Origin of the sequence: Agrobacterium tumefaciens (assembly GCF_009649785.1) — a bacterium.
Taxonomy (GTDB): domain Bacteria; phylum Pseudomonadota; class Alphaproteobacteria; order Rhizobiales; family Rhizobiaceae; genus Agrobacterium; species Agrobacterium tumefaciens.
Genome location: NZ_WJOK01000008.1, coordinates 103,090 through 119,556, shown reverse-complemented (window position 1 = coordinate 119,556; position 16,467 = coordinate 103,090). Strand labels below are relative to the sequence as shown.

Annotated in this window: 17 protein-coding genes; 13 read left to right on the top strand and 4 right to left on the bottom strand. The window is 58.0% G+C overall.

Translation table 11 applies throughout. From position 1 onward, the window contains the following. Positions 1-100: 100 nt before the first annotated feature. Complete coding sequence (locus GH784_RS10740) at positions 101-952, top strand: urea carboxylase-associated family protein (protein ID WP_038490844.1); 852 nt, start codon at positions 101-103, stop codon at positions 950-952. Between the two features lie 176 nt (positions 953-1,128). Here GH784_RS10740 and GH784_RS10735 read toward each other — a convergent pair whose 3' ends face one another. The 4 genes from GH784_RS10735 to GH784_RS10720 all read right to left on the bottom strand — a co-directional run bounded on the left by GH784_RS10735 (position 1,129) and on the right by GH784_RS10720 (position 4,090). Next, positions 1,129-1,560 carry an HIT family protein gene (locus GH784_RS10735; RefSeq protein ID WP_019565530.1) on the bottom strand — a complete coding sequence of 144 codons (432 nt, stop codon included), beginning with the start codon at positions 1,558-1,560 and terminating at the stop codon, positions 1,129-1,131. A 126-nt stretch (positions 1,561-1,686) separates the two neighbouring features. Continuing rightward, on the bottom strand, positions 1,687-2,886 hold the full coding sequence (locus tag GH784_RS10730) for a GNAT family N-acetyltransferase (RefSeq protein WP_065704634.1): 1,200 nt from the start codon (positions 2,884-2,886) through the stop codon (positions 1,687-1,689). After that, on the bottom strand, positions 2,883-3,623 hold the full coding sequence (locus GH784_RS10725; RefSeq protein ID WP_019565532.1) for a glycerophosphodiester phosphodiesterase: 741 nt from the start codon (positions 3,621-3,623) through the stop codon (positions 2,883-2,885). Before GH784_RS10725 ends, GH784_RS10730 begins: the two co-directional genes overlap by 4 nt. Further along, complete coding sequence (locus tag GH784_RS10720; RefSeq protein WP_003512829.1) at positions 3,620-4,090, bottom strand: RidA family protein; 471 nt, start codon at positions 4,088-4,090, stop codon at positions 3,620-3,622. The genes GH784_RS10725 and GH784_RS10720 overlap by 4 nt, the downstream gene beginning before the upstream one ends. A 116-nt stretch (positions 4,091-4,206) precedes the next feature. Between GH784_RS10720 and GH784_RS10715 the strand changes: the two genes are divergently transcribed. From GH784_RS10715 to lpxA, 12 genes are all read left to right on the top strand, one after another. Further along, positions 4,207-5,049 carry a cell envelope integrity EipB family protein gene (locus GH784_RS10715; protein ID WP_019565533.1) on the top strand — a complete coding sequence of 281 codons (843 nt, stop codon included), beginning with the start codon at positions 4,207-4,209 and terminating at the stop codon, positions 5,047-5,049. A 193-nt stretch (positions 5,050-5,242) separates the two neighbouring features. Continuing rightward, entirely contained in the window at positions 5,243-6,010 is a 768-nt protein-coding gene (rpsB, locus tag GH784_RS10710) for a 30S ribosomal protein S2 (protein WP_003512836.1), read from the top strand. A 361-nt stretch (positions 6,011-6,371) separates the two neighbouring features. Next, positions 6,372-7,298, top strand: a complete 927-nt coding sequence (gene tsf, locus GH784_RS10705; protein ID WP_003512838.1) for a translation elongation factor Ts — start codon at positions 6,372-6,374, stop codon at positions 7,296-7,298. Between the two features lie 97 nt (positions 7,299-7,395). Beyond that, on the top strand, positions 7,396-8,118 hold the full coding sequence (pyrH, locus tag GH784_RS10700; protein ID WP_035218853.1) for a UMP kinase: 723 nt from the start codon (positions 7,396-7,398) through the stop codon (positions 8,116-8,118). Between the two features lie 66 nt (positions 8,119-8,184). Continuing rightward, positions 8,185-8,742 carry a ribosome recycling factor gene (gene frr, locus GH784_RS10695; protein ID WP_003512840.1) on the top strand — a complete coding sequence of 186 codons (558 nt, stop codon included), beginning with the start codon at positions 8,185-8,187 and terminating at the stop codon, positions 8,740-8,742. A gap of 64 nt (positions 8,743-8,806) precedes the next feature. Continuing rightward, positions 8,807-9,550, top strand: coding sequence for an isoprenyl transferase (locus tag GH784_RS10690; protein ID WP_065704633.1), 744 nt, complete (start codon positions 8,807-8,809; stop codon positions 9,548-9,550). After that, complete coding sequence (locus GH784_RS10685) at positions 9,550-10,383, top strand: phosphatidate cytidylyltransferase (RefSeq protein ID WP_003512845.1); 834 nt, start codon at positions 9,550-9,552, stop codon at positions 10,381-10,383. Before GH784_RS10690 ends, GH784_RS10685 begins: the two co-directional genes overlap by 1 nt. Positions 10,384-10,432: 49 nt before the next feature. After that, complete coding sequence (rseP, locus tag GH784_RS10680; RefSeq protein WP_019565535.1) at positions 10,433-11,554, top strand: RIP metalloprotease RseP; 1,122 nt, start codon at positions 10,433-10,435, stop codon at positions 11,552-11,554. A gap of 199 nt (positions 11,555-11,753) precedes the next feature. Further along, positions 11,754-14,078: an outer membrane protein assembly factor BamA gene (gene bamA, locus GH784_RS10675; protein WP_065704631.1), complete on the top strand. Its 2,325-nt coding sequence runs from the start codon at positions 11,754-11,756 to the stop codon at positions 14,076-14,078. 49 nt (positions 14,079-14,127) lie between these two features. After that, the gene (gene lpxD, locus GH784_RS10670; RefSeq protein WP_013636019.1) at positions 14,128-15,195 is read left to right on the top strand and encodes a UDP-3-O-(3-hydroxymyristoyl)glucosamine N-acyltransferase; all 1,068 of its coding nucleotides are present in this window, start codon (positions 14,128-14,130) and stop codon (positions 15,193-15,195) included. Further along, entirely contained in the window at positions 15,188-15,655 is a 468-nt protein-coding gene (fabZ, locus tag GH784_RS10665; RefSeq protein WP_013636020.1) for a 3-hydroxyacyl-ACP dehydratase FabZ, read from the top strand. The genes lpxD and fabZ overlap by 8 nt, the downstream gene beginning before the upstream one ends. Further along, on the top strand, positions 15,652-16,467 hold the full coding sequence (gene lpxA / locus GH784_RS10660; RefSeq protein WP_013636021.1) for an acyl-ACP--UDP-N-acetylglucosamine O-acyltransferase: 816 nt from the start codon (positions 15,652-15,654) through the stop codon (positions 16,465-16,467). Before fabZ ends, lpxA begins: the two co-directional genes overlap by 4 nt.

Genomic DNA, 16,467 nt, shown 5'->3' with positions numbered 1-16,467 from the left:
AGGCTAAGTCAGACTTGGTCTGAGCGCAAGAAAAACCCGTCTTGTCATCACGCCATTCATACCGCAATTTCGCTTCACATTTCATCCATCCGAGGATTTCATGACCCCCGTGTCCGCCGCCGAACCCATTGATGCCACCGCGCGCCGCGCCGTCCGTCCCGTCGTCGTTTATCCGAACGGCACACTTCAGACACCGGACCTTGCGCGTCTTGAACAGGCTAAAAAAGCCATGGTGAAGATAGACGAAGTCATCGTGCCACCGCGCGAGGGCGGCACTTTCAATGTTCCGAAGGGACACTTTTTCCGCATCGTCAGCACCGAAGGCCCACAGGTGGGGGATTTGAACCTCTGGAATGCCCATGATCTTACGGAGCGCTTTTTCAGCGGCAAAACCCGCGCCCTGCATGCGACCCATGTTTCCGTAGGCAACCGGCTGTGGAGCAATCTGCCGTCCCTGCGGCCGATGGCGACCATCACCCATGATACTTTGTCATGGTATGGCTGGGATGAAGATGGCGGTGGCGTGCATGATGTGATCGGCACCCGGTGCGATCCCTACACCAACAAGCTGTTGAGCGGCGGCGACTATCACCATTGCTGCCATTCGAACCTCACCAATGCGCTCGCCGCGGCCAAAGGCCTGTCATTCGGCGAGGCGGAACCGCATGTGCACGATGTTCTGAACGTCTTTATGTGCACGGGTTTCACCCGCGATACGCATCAGTATTTCATGAAGGCAAGCCCGGTGCGGCCGGGCGACTATCTGGAACTCTTCGCGGAAATTGATCTCATCGGCGCGCTCTCCGCTTGCCCCGGCGGCGATTGTGGCGCCAGCCATTCGAGCGACGCGGTCCCGTGCTATCCCCTGAAGGTGGAGATATTCCGGCCGGATATGGCGGTGCTTGAAGGCTGGCCCTGGCCGGAGAGGAATGCCTACCGTCCCGTGGAATGATAATAAACACCACGGTCGTCATGCCGGACTAGATCAGGCAACCAGCCAAGGCGCGTCTGCGCCGAGAGGAATATCGCGCGATCAAGGACTGGATCGCGCCGCACCCCGGATAAGCTCCGGGGTGACGGTGTGCGGATGCCGCCATTCTGCCAAACGCGTGGGCGTCTTGGCAAACATCACGAGGCAAGCGCTGCCTTTATCTTTTCCGCATGGGCCTTCAGCACTTCGCCATCGGCCATAGCGCCGGAATGTGGCTTCAGCGGTTCGCCTTCCTTGCGCGGAATGACGTGGAAATGCAGGTGGAACACGGTCTGGCCGGCTGCCGGTTCGTTGAACTGGGCGATAAAGACGCCATCAGCGTCGAAGGCTTCCTTTGCTGCGACTGCCAGTTTCTGCACCACGGCAATGGTCTTTGCCAGCACTTGCGGGTCGGCATCGAGCAGATTGCGCGAGCCGGTTTTCGGAACGACCAGAAGATGGCCGGGTGCCTGCGGCATCACATCCATGAAAGCCAGCGTATGCTCGTCTTCATAGAGCTTGTGGCTCGGAATTTCGCCGCGCAGGATTTTCGCGAAGATATTGTTGTCATCATAGGCGCTGGCGGTCATCGGTGGTCTCTCCTCGTAACGGACTAAAGCATGTCGCCTAAAAGCGTGTAGCGGTTTTGCGATAACGACATGCGACAAAACAAAGGCATAAAGCGTAGGCAGCGAATCTGAAAGATCGCGACAGCTTTATGCATCCGGCTCGTGTTCCTGTCGCTCACCCTTGCGGAAGGGCGTGTGGTCTTCCAGATAGTCGCCAATATGTTCGACCTCTTCACGCTCGCGCTGAAGATAATCGGCAATCGCGCGGCGCAGACCCGGATGAACGATGAAATGCGCTGAATGGGTGGTGACCGGCACGTAACCGCGCGCCAGCTTGTGCTCACCCTGCGCACCCGCCTCCACCCGCTTCAAACCCTTCGACAGCGCGAAATCGATCGCCTGATGGTAACAGACCTCGAAATGCAGGAAGGGATGGTCCTCGATACATCCCCAGTGTCGGCCGTAAAGCGCATCCGAGCCAATGAAATTGATTGCACCGGCGATATAGCGTCCCTCGCGTCTGGCCATGACCAGCAGAACGTCGTCAGGCATGCGCTCGCCGATCAGCGAATAGAATTCCCGCGTCAGATAGGGCCGTCCCCATTTGCGGCTGCCGGTATCCATGTAGAAGGCGAAGAACTGGTCCCAGATCTCCTCTGTCAGGTCGCTTCCGGTCAACCAGTCGATCTCGATGCCGTTTTCCAGCGCTGCCCGACGTTCCTTTTTCAGCCCCTTGCGCTTGCGCGATGAAAGGGCATCGAGAAAATCGTCGTGATCGCGATAGCCGTCATTGATGAAGTGGAATTGCTGATCGGTCCTGTGCAGGAAGTCCCGGGGCAGAAGCGCGGATAGGTCGGCGTCTTCCAGAAACGTGACATGCGCGGAAGAAACGCCGATCTTTTCCGTCACCTGGACAAGGCCGGATGCCAGAAGCGGTTTGAAGCGCGTCTCGTCTTCGGTTTCGGATACCAGCAGCCGCGGCCCGCTCGCCGGCGTAAACGGCACCGAACATTGCAGCTTCGGATAATAATGGCCGCCGGCTCGCTCAAAGGCATCCGCCCAGCCATGGTCGAAGACATATTCGCCCTTGCTGTGGTTCTTCAGATAGGCCGGAACGGCTCCGACGAGTTCACCCGACGCGTTTTCGAGAAGCAGATGGTGCCCAAGCCAGCCGGTCTTGGCAGTGGCCGATCCAGAATCTTCCATCGAGGATAGAAATGCGTGGGAAATGAAAGGATTGTACGGTTTTCCTGACACATTGCGTGATGTTCCGGAAAGCCGTTTCCAGCTGTCCGGATCAATATCCCTCAGGGATTGCGCAACGCGTATGGAATAGTCTTCTGTCATGCCGTGGCGGAGGGGTTCTCTCTCGGGTCGAAACCTTCGAATGTCATCTGGTCCGCATATTTATAGGTAGTCTCGCGCGCATTTTCATCCCTGACAGTCCAGGTAATCACGGGAAGCCCAAGTTTTCTTTGCGCCTCGATGAAACTGTTGGGCAAATGACCCCAATGATAGGAGATGAAATCAACACCGATCTGCATCGCCTCGTCGTGTTTGAAGAAGTCTTCCGGCTTGGCGCCTTCGGCGGTAAGGCCGAGCGGCCAGGGCGAGCCTGCAGCCTTCAGGTCTCTTAGCAGGTGATGGTCGAAGCTCATCAGCGCCACCTGGCCCTTGTAGCCCTCGAGATCTTCCAGCACCGCTTCGGCAAACCCGTCATCGACGCCTTCGCCCTGGCGTCCTTTCAGTTCGATCACCAGCGGCACCTTGCCGGCGCATAGCGTCAGAAGCTGTTTCAGCGTCGGTATGCGGTCCTTGGTCTGACCGACCGAAAGCAGAGACAATTCACTGGCGGTATGTTCTCGCACGTCGCCCTTGATACCCGTCAGCCGGGCCATGTCGTCGTCGTGAAAAATCACAGGCACGCTATCGGCGGCCAGCTGCACGTCGCATTCGATGGCAAAACCAGCGTCGATGGCGCGCGAAAATGCGGATAGCGTGTTTTCCCATACCGCCTTGTTCAGGTCATGATAACCGCGATGGGCGACGGGCTGGGCGGTAAGCCAGGAAAGTTTAAGGGTCATACGTCGATTTCCACGATCGCGTCGATCTCGACGGCGGCATTGAAGGGCAGGCAGGCCATGCCGACGGCGGCGCGGGCATGCTTGCCGGCATCACCCAGAACGTTGGCGAGCAGATTGGAGGCGCCGTTAATGACGAGATGCTGTTCAACGAACTCCGGAACCGAGGCAACGAAGCCGTTCAGCTTGAGGATACGACGGATTTTCGAGAGGTCGCCGTTCAAGGCAGCCTTGACCTGTGCGAGAATGTTGACGGCGCACAATTCGGCGGCGCGCTGGGCGGTTGCAACGTCAACATCGCGGCCAACGAGGCCCGTCACCGCAATCTTGCCTGATTCCATCGGCAGTTGACCCGATACATAAAGAAGATTGCCGCTGATGGTGAACGGAACGTAGTTTGCGGCAGGTGCTGCCGCTACGGGAAGAGTAAAGCCCAGTTCCTTGAGGCGGCCTTCGATGACATCAGACATTTTCGTCTCCGGTTTTGTTGTAAATCCTTCAAGAATCCGGCATTCAGAAGATGTTGATCCAAAAGCCGGGCGGTTGCTTGTACAATATGAGCAGCGAGTCCAACAGGAGATATTGAATGTTTGTCAGGACGCTTGGTTTCGTTGCCGCCACAGGGCTCATGACCGGCCTGTCGAACGGTGCCAATGCCTTGCCCGTCACGGTTCCGGACCTCATCGCCCATCGCGCCGTCTACGATCTCGAACTCAAGGACGCGACGGATCGTTCCGGTATCGAGGGCATGACGGGCCGAATGGTCTATGAATTCACTGGCTCTGCGTGTCAGGGTTACAAGACGGATTTCCGTTTCGTGACACAGATCAACACCGGCGACGCGGTCCGCATGACCGACCAGCAGACGACGACCTTCGAGGACCTGGCGGCCAGGAAGTTCACCTTCGAGACCAAGTCCTACACCGACGACAAGCTGGACAAGGAAGTGCAGGGCGCTGCAATCGACAACAAAGAGGGTGTGAAGGTTGATCTGACCCGCCCGGACCCCCGTCAGATCGATCTCGTCGCCAGCGAATTTCCGACCGAGCACATGTTTCAGGTCATTGAAAACGCCAAGCAGGGAAAGCGCATCTTCGAATCCCGTATTTTCGACGGCTCGGATGACGGCGATGAAAGCCTGATCACTTCGACGCTGGTCGGCAAGGCGCAGATGCCGAAGGACGGCGATGCCGAGGCCGGCAAGGCGGGCGAATTCGGCAAAGCCGCGTTCTGGCCGGTGACGATCGCTTATTACAACGACAAGACCGGCACCGACGCCCTGCCGATCTACCGCATGTCGTTCAAGCTTTACGATAACGGAATCACCCGCGATCTGACGATGGATTACGGCGATTTCGTTCTGACCGGCAAGCTCGCGAAGCTTGATATCCTCAAGCCGGAAACCTGCGAAAACAAGCCGGTTCGCTAAAAGACGGACCGTTTGCGTGGTTTTTTCGCAGAAATGCTTGCTTTTTATCTGAGGCGACTGTATGCGCCTCACCATTCCACACGCGAAGCTTGGGATGTTCCGGGAGAAATCCGGTCCGTTCCGCCCGGTGGTGTCGATGAAAATCGGCGCTGTTCGCTTCGCGGGGGTTAAACCGGAAAAGGAGTAACTAGGCATGGCATTGCCCGATTTTTCTATGCGTCAGCTTCTGGAAGCTGGTGTTCACTTTGGTCACCAGACGCATCGCTGGAACCCGAAGATGAAGCCGTACATCTTCGGCGACCGTAACAACATCCACATCATCGACCTGGCTCAGACCGTTCCGATGCTGTCGCGCGCCCTTCAGGTCGTGTCCGACACCGTTGCTCGTGGCGGCCGCGTTCTGTTCGTCGGCACCAAGCGTCAGGCGTCTGAAATCATCGCCGACAGCGCAAAGCGTTCGGCCCAGTATTACGTCAACTCCCGCTGGCTCGGCGGCATGATGACCAACTGGAAGACGATCTCCAACTCGATCCAGCGTCTGCGCAAGGTTGACGAGATCCTGAACTCGGAAGGCACCGGCTATTCCAAGAAAGAGCGTCTGACCCTCGAGCGCGAACGCGAAAAGCTTGAAAAGGCTCTCGGCGGTATCCGCGATATGGGCGGCGTTCCGGACCTGATGTTCATCATCGACACCAACAAGGAAAAGATCGCGATCGAAGAAGCCAAGCGTCTTGGCATTCCGGTCGTTGCGATCATCGACTCCAACTGCGATCCGGATCACATCGACTATCCGATCCCGGGTAACGACGACGCATCGCGCGCCATCTCGCTCTATTGCGACCTGATCGCCCGCGCCGCCATCGACGGCATCCTGCGTCAGCAGGGTTCGTCCGGCCGTGACATCGGCGCTTCGGAAGAAGCTCCGATCGAGCCCGCGCTCGAAGACGAGGCTGGCGCCTGATATAGGCCCTGTCTGGCGGCGATTTCTTGTCGCCGTCTCCTCGACCAGGATATGACAAGGCCGTCAAAGACCTTAAATGGGTTGACGGCCTTGTTCGTTTCAAACCGCTCCGTCGGGGCTTCGGTGAAGTCTCTGGCGTTTTGATGCGGATGAAATCCGGTGGCAGCCTTCATAACGCTGTCACACTTGAGCGGCACCCATCGTTTCGATGTATGGAGACGCCGCAGCACTTGGGAATGCGCATGCCCCTTTCCGAAATCGTCCCGGTTTCAAAGGGTGTGCGGCCGGGTACACTCATCACCCAGAACTTCGGCACGGCGAATTCAGCCGGCTGACCGATCGAACCGATAAGAGGCAAACAATGACCGAAATCACAGCCGCAATGGTGAAGGAACTGCGCGAGAAATCCGGCGCAGGCATGATGGACTGCAAGAAGGCTCTTGCTGAAACCAATGGCGACATGGAAGCGGCGATCGACTGGCTGCGCGCCAAGGGCATCGCAAAGGCCGACAAGAAGTCTGGCCGTACGGCTGCCGAAGGTCTGATCGGCGTCGCCACCATGGGTCACAAGGCTGTTGTTGTCGAACTCAACTCCGAAACCGACTTCGTTGCTCGCAACGACGCGTTCCAGGATCTCATTCGCGGCATTGCCCAGGTAGCGCTCTCCACCGACGGCACCGTTGAAGCCGTCAGCGCCGCCACCTATCCGGCAACCGGCAAGTCCGTTTCCGACAGCATCAAGGACGCGATCGCCACCATCGGCGAGAACATGACGCTGCGCCGTTCGGCAGCACTCGAAGTCGAGCACGGCGTTGTCGCGACCTACATCCACAATGCTGCCGGCGAAGGCATCGGCAAGCTTGGCGTTCTCGTTGCCCTGAAGTCGGTCGGCGACAAGGCCGTTCTGAGCTCCATCGGCCGCCAGGTCGCCATGCACATCGCTGCAACCAACCCGCTCGCCATCCGCGCCGAGGAAGTTGACGCAGCCGTGGCCGAGCGCGAACGCAACGTCTTCATCGAGCAGGCCCGCGAATCCGGCAAGCCGGAAGCCATCATCGAAAAGATGGTTGATGGCCGTATGCGCAAGTTCTTCGAAGAAGTCGCTCTTCTGTCGCAGGCTTTCGTCATCAATCCCGACATCACTGTCGGCGCTGCCGTCAAGGAAGCTGAAAAGGAAGCCGGTGCTGCCATCGAAGTGACGGGCATGGTTCGCCTGCTGCTCGGCGAAGGCGTCGAAAAGGAAGAAAGCGATTTCGCAGCAGAAGTCGCCGCAGTCGCCAAGGGCTGATTATATTTACCCAATCTTGGGAAAACGGGAGGGCATCGCGTGACAACGCGGTGCCCTTCGTGTATCCGCGTTTCGGTTACATTTCCGAGGAGTCATGATGTCTTCCAAGCCGATCTACAAACGTGTTCTTCTCAAGGCTTCCGGCGAAGCCCTTATGGGCGATCAGGGTTTCGGTATCGATGTGGCGGTTGCAGACCGTATCGCCTCCGATATTGCCGAGGCGAGGGCGATGGGCGTTGAAGTCGGCGTTGTCGTCGGCGGTGGCAATATTTTCCGCGGCGTTGCCGTGGCGTCCAAGGGCGGTGATCGCGTTACCGGCGACCATATGGGCATGCTGGCCACCGTCATCAACGCGCTGGCGCTCGCAACCTCCCTGCGCAAGCTCAGCATTGACACCGTCGTTCTGTCCGCAATCGCGATGCCGGAAATCTGTGAGAGCTTCTCGCAGCGTGCAGCGCTCCACCATCTGGCGCAGGGCCGCGTGGTGATTTTTGCCGGCGGCACGGGCAACCCCTTCTTTACAACCGATTCCGCTGCAGCGCTGCGCGCCGCGGAAATGGGTGCGGAAGCAATCTTCAAGGGCACCCAGGTGGACGGCATCTATTCCGCCGATCCGAAAAAGGACCCGGCAGCCACCCGTTTCGACGAGCTGACCCACAGCGAAGTGCTAGGCAAGGGACTGGCGGTCATGGATATTGCAGCTGTCGCGCTTGCCCGCGAGAATCACATCCCGATCATTGTTTTCTCGATCCACGAGAAGGGCGGTTTCGCGCAGATATTGACCGGCGGCGGCCGCAAGACCATCGTGCACGACAAATAATCAAAAAACGATGTCGCCCCTGTGGCGTATTCCGGCCGCCACGGCCGATAGAGATGGAGTATCAAGATGAGTGGTATTGACCTCAACGATATCAAGCGCCGCATGGATGGTGCCATCAATGCATTCAAAAGCGATATCGCATCGCTGCGCACTGGCCGCGCTTCGGCCAACATTCTCGATCCGGTGACCATCGAGGCCTATGGCTCGCGCGTTCCGCTAAACCAGGTCGCAAACATCACGGTTCCGGAGCCGCGCATGCTCGGCGTCAACATCTGGGACAAGTCGATGGTGAACGCCGTCGACCGTGCCATCCGCGAATCCAATCTCGGCCTCAACCCGATCGTTGATGGTCAGAACCTGCGTATCCCGCTGCCAGAACTCAACGAGGAGCGCCGCAAATCGCTCGTCAAGGTAGCTCATGACTACGCCGAGAAGTCCAAGGTAGCGATTCGTCACGTGCGTCGCGATGGCATGGATGGTCTGAAAAAAGCCGAAAAAGACGGTGATATCGGTCAGGACGAAAGCCGTGGACAGTCGGAAAAAGTGCAGAAAATCACCGACGACACGATTTCGGAAATTGAGCGCTTGCTTGGCGAGAAGGAAAAGGAAATCATGCAGGTCTAGTATCGCTTGCGATAGACCTGTATTTTATTCGTTTTAATTCCGCGCTGCCTGTTACTGGATCGATATGCCGACGACGACACGTTCCTCAATACCCGAGCACGTCGCCATCATCATGGATGGAAATGGGCGGTGGGCAAAACAGCGCGGTCTCCCGCGCGTGATGGGGCATCGCCGCGGGGTCGAGGCTGTGCGCGAAACGGTGCGCGCGGCCGGCGACTGCGGTGTCCGCTATCTCACACTTTTCGCGTTCTCGTCGGAAAACTGGCGCAGGCCCGAATCCGAGGTCAGCGACCTGATGGGGCTCTTGAAGGCTTTCATTAGGCGCGACCTTGCGGAACTGCACCGCGAAAACGTGCGTGTGCGCATCATCGGCGATAGGCAGGGGCTGAAAAACGATATCCGCAGTCTTCTCGAAGAAGCGGAACATATGACGGCTGATAACACCAGGCTGACGCTGGTGATTGCCTTCAATTACGGCAGCCGCGACGAGATTGCCCGCGCGACAATGGCGATTGCCCGCGATGTCGCCGAAGGCCGGCTGGATGCAGAATCGATCACGCCGGAGATTATTTCGACAAGACTTGATACATCAGGCATACCGGATCCTGATCTGATCATCCGCACCAGCGGCGAGGAACGGCTGTCGAACTTCCTGCTCTGGCAGGCCGCCTATTCCGAGTTCCTGTTCGTTCCCGAATATTGGCCCGACTTCGACCGGCAGCGGTTTTTTTCCGCAATCGAGCAATATGCAACGCGTGATCGCCGTTTTGGCGCTCTGGCCGAGCAGGTTGCCGTGGCAGGCGCCTGATGAGCCGTGAACTCAGACTGCGGATCATATCCGCAATCGTCATGGCGGCGGTCATTTTGGCTGCGACCTGGTATGGCGGCATTCTGTTCCGCATCGTGGCCGGTCTGCTGGCGATCCTCATCTATTATGAATGGGCGACAATCACCCGCATGTCGGAAACCAATTCCACCGGCAATGCCTGGGGCTGGTTTGCGGTTGCCGTCATCGCCGGCAACACGATTTTCGGCGAACCTTCGCTCGATCTGCCTCTACTCTCCGGCTTCACGCTGACGGCGGCACTTTTTCCCGTGTTGCGTGGCAGAAACTGGTGGCTGGTGGGCGGCATCGTTTATGCGGGTCTGAGCGGCATATCGCTGGCCGCCATTCGCGGCGATGAGCTGACCGGTTTCGTCGCCATCCTGTTCATTTTCGCTGTCGTCTGGTCAACGGATATTCTCGCTTATTTCGTCGGGCGCGCCATCGGCGGGCCAAAGCTTGCGCCGTCGATTTCACCGGGCAAGACTTGGTCAGGCGCAATCGGCGGAGCGGTGGCCGCATTGATCGGCGGCGGCGCGGTGTCTCTTGCCTATCACGGCAGGATCAGCCTGCTGCTGCTTGGGCTCGCTCTCATTCTTTCGGTGTTCAGCCAGATAGGCGATCTCTTCGAATCCTTCGTGAAACGGCGTTTTCAGGTCAAGGATTCGAGCCATCTCATTCCCGGCCATGGCGGCTTCATGGACCGGGTTGACGGTCTTGTTTTCGCCTGCTTTACGGTATTCCTCATTGCTTTCGTGCATGCGGCGGCAACCGGCGACGTGCCCGGATCGGGCGGCGGCCTGTTGCCGGGCTTTTAAGCGGCACGCAAGGTCATGAAATAAAGGGCAGATTGTCATGAACACAGTAATGGCGGCGACCGGTTTTCTGACCGGCTATATCGTGCCCTTCGTCCTCGTACTTTCCCTGCTCGTTTTCGTCCATGAAATGGGCCACTACCTTGTCGGCCGCTGGAGCGGCATTCGCTCCACGGCCTTTTCCATCGGTTTCGGCCCGGAGCTGATTGGCTTTACCGACAGGCACGGCACGCGGTGGAAGATTTCCGCCATACCGCTCGGCGGCTATGTAAAATTCTTCGGCGACGAGGATGCATCCAGCAAGCCGGATAGTTCCGGCCTGTCGCACATGTCGCTTGAGGAGAGGGCGCAGACGCTTTCCGGCGCTAAGCTGTGGAAAAGGGCGGCGACGGTTGCCGCCGGACCTATTGCCAATTTCATTCTCGCCATTCTCATCTTCGCGGTCCTGTTCGGTGTCTATGGCCGTATGATCGCCGATCCGGTCGTGGCGGAAGTGCGTGAAAACAGCGCGGCTGCGGCCGCCGGCGTGCACCCCGGTGACCGCCTCGTTGCGATCGACGGTGAAAAGGTCAAGACGTTCGAGGACGTACGCCGTTATGTCGGCATCCGTCCGGGCACGCCGATCACCGTGACCGTCGAAAGGGCAGGCGAGGAGCTGAAGCTTCCGATGGTTCCGACCCGCACCGAAACCACGGACCAGTTCGGCAACAAACTGGAAATGGGCATCATCGGCATTGTCACCGACCAGAACAGCGGCAATTTCCGCCACATCGAGTATTCGCCGTCTGAGGCGCTGCTTGAGGGCGTGCGTGAAACTGGCCACGTCATCACCGGTACTTTCAACTACATCGGTAACCTCGTGACCGGGCGCATGAACGCCGATCAACTGGGCGGTCCAGTCCGCGTAGCACAGGCTTCCGGTCAGATGGCGACGCTCGGTATTTCGGCTGTCATCCAGCTTGCAGCGGTTCTTTCCGTATCGATCGGTCTTTTGAACCTGATGCCTGTGCCGGTTCTGGACGGCGGACATCTGGTGTTTTATGCAATCGAGGCCATCCGCGGCAGACCGCTTGGTGCCGGTGCGCAGGAGGTTGCGTTCCGTATCGGCATGGCAATGATTTTGGGTCTTATGGTTTTTGCAACATGGAATGATATCAGCAGCTTGATTGGCTGAGGATAGTGTTTTAACGGTTTTGTTAGTCGATTGTTTACCCTGTTTTTATCCCGAAGTGGCGAATGCGCCACTCTGGATCACGAAGTAAACAGAATTTAACGTTCTGACTTGCTTGTAGGGGAAAAGCAGGTAAAACGACGCACATGGCCGGAGTCGGGTTCCGCCCGCTGAGGGACAACGTAAAAAGGTAAGAATTGAAATGAAGGCTGGTTCAAGATTTTTGAACGCGGTGTCGGCGGTTGCGCTGTCTGCTGGTGTTTCTTCGGTTGCGGGCCTCGGCGTGCTTGCCTCTGCTGGTGCTGCGAATGCAGCCGTCATCAGCAAGATTGATGTTCGTGGCGCTGAGAGATCCGGTGCGGACTCCGTACGCTCCAACATCACCATTGCGCCGGGTAAGAACTTTTCCAATTCGGACATCGATGAATCGGTGAAGCGTCTTTACGCCACCGGTTACTTCTCGAATGTCTCCATGCGCGTTTCCGGCAGCACGCTGGTTGTAACGGTCAACGAAAACCAGCTCGTCAATCAGGTGGTTTTCAACGGTAACCGCAAGATCAAGGACGACAAGCTCGCTGGCGTCGTGCAGACCCAGCCGCTCGGCCCGTTCAATCAGGCAATCGTTACTGCCGATATCGCGCGCATCAAGGAAGCCTATTCCGCGATCGGCCGCAGCGACGTCGAAATCACCACCCAGACCGTTTCCGTTGGTCAGGGCCGTGTGAACATCGCTTTCGTCATTAACGAAGGCGAGCGCACGAAGATCGGCCGCATCGATTTTGTCGGCAACAATTCCTATAGCGACGGTCGTCTGGCCGCTGTCATCAATACCAAGAAGTCCAACATGCTGTCGTTCCTGACACGCAAGGACGTCTATAACGAGGACAAGCTGCGCGCCGACGAAGAGGCGCTGCGCCAGTTCTACTACAACCGTGGTTATGCCGACTTCCGGGTCGTGTCGTCCGACGCTGTGCTTGATGAGTCCAAGAACGAATACACCATCTCCATCACGGTCGACGAAGGCAAGAAGTACGACTTCGGCAACGTCGCAGTCGAATCGACTGTTCCGGGTATTGACGGCTCCGAGCTTCAGGGTCTCGTGGAAACCCGCCAGGGCGCTAGCTACAGCGCCAAGGAAGTCCAGCAGAGCATGGAAGCGATTTCCAAGCGCGTTGCCGGTGAGGGGTATCCTTTCGCCCGTGTAACGCCGCGCGGCGACCGCGATATGTCCGGTAACACCATCGGTGTGACCTATATCGTCGATCAGGGCGAGCGCGCCTATGTCGAGCGTATCGAAATCCGTGGCAACACGCGTACGCGTGACTACGTCATTCGCCGCGAGTTCGATATTTCCGAAGGCGATGCTTTCAACCAGACGGTCATCACGGCTGCCAAGCGCCGTCTTGAAGCGCTCGGTTACTTCTCGAAGGTCAATGTCTCGACTGCCGGCGGTAGCGCGCCTGATCGCGTCGTCATCGTTGTCGACGTTGAAGATCAGTCGACAGGTTCGTTCGGTATCGGTGCGGGTTACTCGCAGAACGACGGTGTGCTGCTTGAAGCATCGATCGAAGAGAAGAACTTCCTCGGTCGTGGCCAGTACATTCGTCTCGCCGCCGGTGCGGGTGAAGACGATGCACGCAGCTACACGCTGTCCTTCACCGAGCCGTATTTCCTTGGTTACCGTCTGGCCGCAGGTTTCGACCTGTTCAAGAGCCAGAGCCGCAGCGAAGACTATTACGATTACGACGAGCAGGGCTTCGCACTGCGCGTGACTGCGCCGATCACCGAGAACCTCTCGACGACGTTCAAGTACACCTACAAGCAGCTCAACTACGACGGTGAGGGCGATTGGGAAACCGGCAGCAATCTTGCCGAGCCCTATAAGGCTCTGATCCGTGGCGGTGACTGGACACAGTCCATCATCTCCAACACGCTGAACTACAATACGCTCGACGACCGCAACATGCCGCGCGAAGGCTGGCAGGCTGCCTTGACGAACGAATTTGCAGGCCTCGGCGGCGATTCCGAATATTACAAGATCTACGCCAAGGCGCGCTTCTACTACACGCTTTCGGACGAGTACGATGTTATCGGCTCGCTCACCGGTCAGGCGGGTCACGTCGTTCCGACGGGCGACAATCTGCTGGTGTTCGATCAGTTCAAGTTCGGTGGTCGTCAGGTTCGTGGCTTCAAGAACGATGGTATTGGCCCGCGTATCGGTTCCGACTCCATCGGCGGCACGACCTACTTCGCGGCTTCTGCTGAAGTCACGGCTCCGATGCCAGGTGTTCCGGAAGATTTCGGCCTCCGTCTCGCCGGTTTCGTCGATGCCGGTACGCTGTACGGCAACAAGGTTGCAAACAGCGCAGGCGTGAAGGATGACAACTCCATCCGCGCATCCGCCGGTATCGGCGTGATGTGGGCATCGCCCTTCGGCCCGATCCGCGTCGACTATGCGGTTCCGATCGCCAAGGAAGACTACGACGAGGAACAGCGTTTCCGGTTTGGCATGTCCAACACTTTCTGATATCGGCAGTCCAGAACTGCAACTTTGAACGTTCTGGAGTGTCCGGCTAATGGAATACAACGCGTTTTTTCCGCCCCACGAGGGACTGCGATTGAAAGACATCGCAGACCGTTTTGGGGCGGAACTGTCTGATGAGGCGGCGGGAGAACGGATCATCAGATCCGTTGCGCCGGTCTACCGGGCAAAACCCGACCAGCTCTGCTATATTCTTTCTCGCAAGAACCGCGATGAGTTGCCGACCTGTGAGGCTGGCGCCGTCATTTGTGACGCCGCACTTGCGGATATGCTGCCGTCTCACATCCCGGCGCTGATATCGAAAAACCCGCACACGCTTTTTGCGCAGGTAGGTGCCTTGTTGCATCCCGCCGCGATGCGTCCCGGTACGATTGTGGTGATGGAAGCTGAAGTTTCCCATACCGCGCATGTCGATCCGTCTGCAAAGCTGGAAGCTGGCGTGATTGTCGAGCCGCTCGCCGTGATTGGCGCTGGTGCCCATATCGGCGCCGGTACGCGGATCGGGCCTGGTGTCATCATCGGCGCGGATGTTCAGGTGGGGCGTGATTGCACGATTGCCGGCGGCGCGAGCATTCTTGCCGCTCTCATCGGCAACAATGTGATTATTCACAACGGAGCGCGCATCGGTCAGGACGGGTTCGGTTATGCGCCCGGTCCGCGCGGCATGCTGAAAATCGTGCAGATCGGCCGGGTTATCATTCAGGATAATGTTGAGATCGGCGCTAATACGACGATCGACCGTGGCACGATGGACGATACGGTCATCGGCGAAGGTACCAAGATCGACAATCAGGTTCAGATCGGCCACAACGTCCGCATCGGCCGCCATTGCGGCATCGTCAGCAAGGTCGGCATTGCGGGCAGCACCCGCATCGGCGATGGTGTGATGATCGGCGGCGCGGCGGGTATCAACGGCCATATCACTATTGGTGACGGCGTGCAGATTGCGGCGATGAGCGGTGTTGTCGCCGACGTTCCGGCCGGCGCCCGTTATGGTGGGACGCCAGCGCGTCCGATGAAGTATTTCCTGCGCGACATGGCCGATATTCTGGCACGCGCTGAAGGGCGTGATAAAAAAACAGGAGAAAAAAACGATGACTGAAGAAACCAAGACGACGCTCGGCGCGGCTGACATTCTGGAAGTCATGAAGCTTTTGCCGCATCGTTACCCGTTCTTGCTCATCGACAAGATCATCGAGATCGATGGTAATAATTCGGCGATTGGCATCAAGAACGTGACGGTCAACGAACCGCATTTCACCGGTCATTTCCCGGATCGCCCGATCATGCCGGGCGTTTTGATCGTCGAGGCCATGGCCCAGACGGCAGGTGCGATCTGCGCCCGCAGCCAGGGTGAGGGCGGTTATCTCGTCTATTTCATGACAATCGACAACGCGCGCTTCCGCAGACCCGTCGTTCCCGGCGATCGTCTGGAAATTCACGTGGTCAAGCAGCGCCAGCGGGGCAATGTCTTCAAATTTCATTGCGAGGCCAAGGTCGAAGGCGCGCTGGTGGCGGAAGCTGACGTCGGTGCGATGATGATCCCCGAGGACCAGCAATGAGCACTATTGCGGCTTCGGCAAAAATTCACCCGACCGCCGTTGTAGAAGACGGCGCGGTTATCGGTGAAAATGTCGTCATCGGTGCCCTGAGCTATGTCGGCGCGAAAGTTACTCTGCAAGACGAGGTCACGCTGCACAATCATGCCGTCGTCTCCGGTCTCACCGTCATTGGCCGTGGTTCGGTCATCCATCCAATGGCCGTTATTGGCGGTACACCGCAGGCAATTCGCCACGATGGCTCGGAAACGACGCTCGAGATCGGTGCGCGCTGCATCATGCGCGAAGGCGTTACGATGAATGCGGGCAGCTCCGACGGCAGCGGCAAGACGATTGTCGGCGATGACAACCTGTTCCTCGCCAATTCGCATGTGGCGCATGATTGTCGCCTCGGCAGCCATATCATCCTGTCGAACAATGTGATGCTGGCGGGACATGTCACCATTGAGGACCGCGCTATCCTGGGCGGCGGCTGTGCCGTGCACCAGTTCACTCGAATCGGTCGTCAGGCCTTTATCGGCGGGTTGTCGGCGGTCAATTATGACGTCATTCCCTATGGCATGCTGAACGGTAATCCCGGCATTCTCGGCGGGCTGAATGTCGTTGGCATGACGCGTTCCGGTATCGACCGCGCGGATATTCACAAGGTCAGGCGTGTCTTCAAGCAGATATTCGAAGGCGAAGGCGCCATCCGCAGCAATGCGGCTGCGATTGACCGCGCAGAATATCTCGATTGCCCCCAGGTCATCGAAATCCTCGATTTCATCGGTGCGGACAGCGACCGCGCGCTTTCTTCGCCAAACCGGGGCAAGTGA

What these genes read in the sequence shown, in the direction of transcription:
- GH784_RS10740 (WP_038490844.1), top strand. Translation starts at nt 101, where the DNA reads ATGACCCCCGTGTCCGCCGCCGAACCCATTGATGCCACCGCGCGCCGC.
- GH784_RS10735 (WP_019565530.1), bottom strand. Translation starts at nt 1,560, where the DNA reads ATGACCGCCAGCGCCTATGATGACAACAATATCTTCGCGAAAATCCTG.
- GH784_RS10730 (WP_065704634.1), bottom strand. Translation starts at nt 2,886, where the DNA reads ATGACAGAAGACTATTCCATACGCGTTGCGCAATCCCTGAGGGATATT.
- GH784_RS10725 (WP_019565532.1), bottom strand. Translation starts at nt 3,623, where the DNA reads ATGACCCTTAAACTTTCCTGGCTTACCGCCCAGCCCGTCGCCCATCGC.
- GH784_RS10720 (WP_003512829.1), bottom strand. Translation starts at nt 4,090, where the DNA reads ATGTCTGATGTCATCGAAGGCCGCCTCAAGGAACTGGGCTTTACTCTT.
- GH784_RS10715 (WP_019565533.1), top strand. Translation starts at nt 4,207, where the DNA reads ATGTTTGTCAGGACGCTTGGTTTCGTTGCCGCCACAGGGCTCATGACC.
- rpsB (WP_003512836.1), top strand. Translation starts at nt 5,243, where the DNA reads ATGGCATTGCCCGATTTTTCTATGCGTCAGCTTCTGGAAGCTGGTGTT.
- tsf (WP_003512838.1), top strand. Translation starts at nt 6,372, where the DNA reads ATGACCGAAATCACAGCCGCAATGGTGAAGGAACTGCGCGAGAAATCC.
- pyrH (WP_035218853.1), top strand. Translation starts at nt 7,396, where the DNA reads ATGTCTTCCAAGCCGATCTACAAACGTGTTCTTCTCAAGGCTTCCGGC.
- frr (WP_003512840.1), top strand. Translation starts at nt 8,185, where the DNA reads ATGAGTGGTATTGACCTCAACGATATCAAGCGCCGCATGGATGGTGCC.
- GH784_RS10690 (WP_065704633.1), top strand. Translation starts at nt 8,807, where the DNA reads ATGCCGACGACGACACGTTCCTCAATACCCGAGCACGTCGCCATCATC.
- GH784_RS10685 (WP_003512845.1), top strand. Translation starts at nt 9,550, where the DNA reads ATGAGCCGTGAACTCAGACTGCGGATCATATCCGCAATCGTCATGGCG.
- rseP (WP_019565535.1), top strand. Translation starts at nt 10,433, where the DNA reads ATGGCGGCGACCGGTTTTCTGACCGGCTATATCGTGCCCTTCGTCCTC.
- bamA (WP_065704631.1), top strand. Translation starts at nt 11,754, where the DNA reads ATGAAGGCTGGTTCAAGATTTTTGAACGCGGTGTCGGCGGTTGCGCTG.
- lpxD (WP_013636019.1), top strand. Translation starts at nt 14,128, where the DNA reads ATGGAATACAACGCGTTTTTTCCGCCCCACGAGGGACTGCGATTGAAA.
- fabZ (WP_013636020.1), top strand. Translation starts at nt 15,188, where the DNA reads ATGACTGAAGAAACCAAGACGACGCTCGGCGCGGCTGACATTCTGGAA.
- lpxA (WP_013636021.1), top strand. Translation starts at nt 15,652, where the DNA reads ATGAGCACTATTGCGGCTTCGGCAAAAATTCACCCGACCGCCGTTGTA.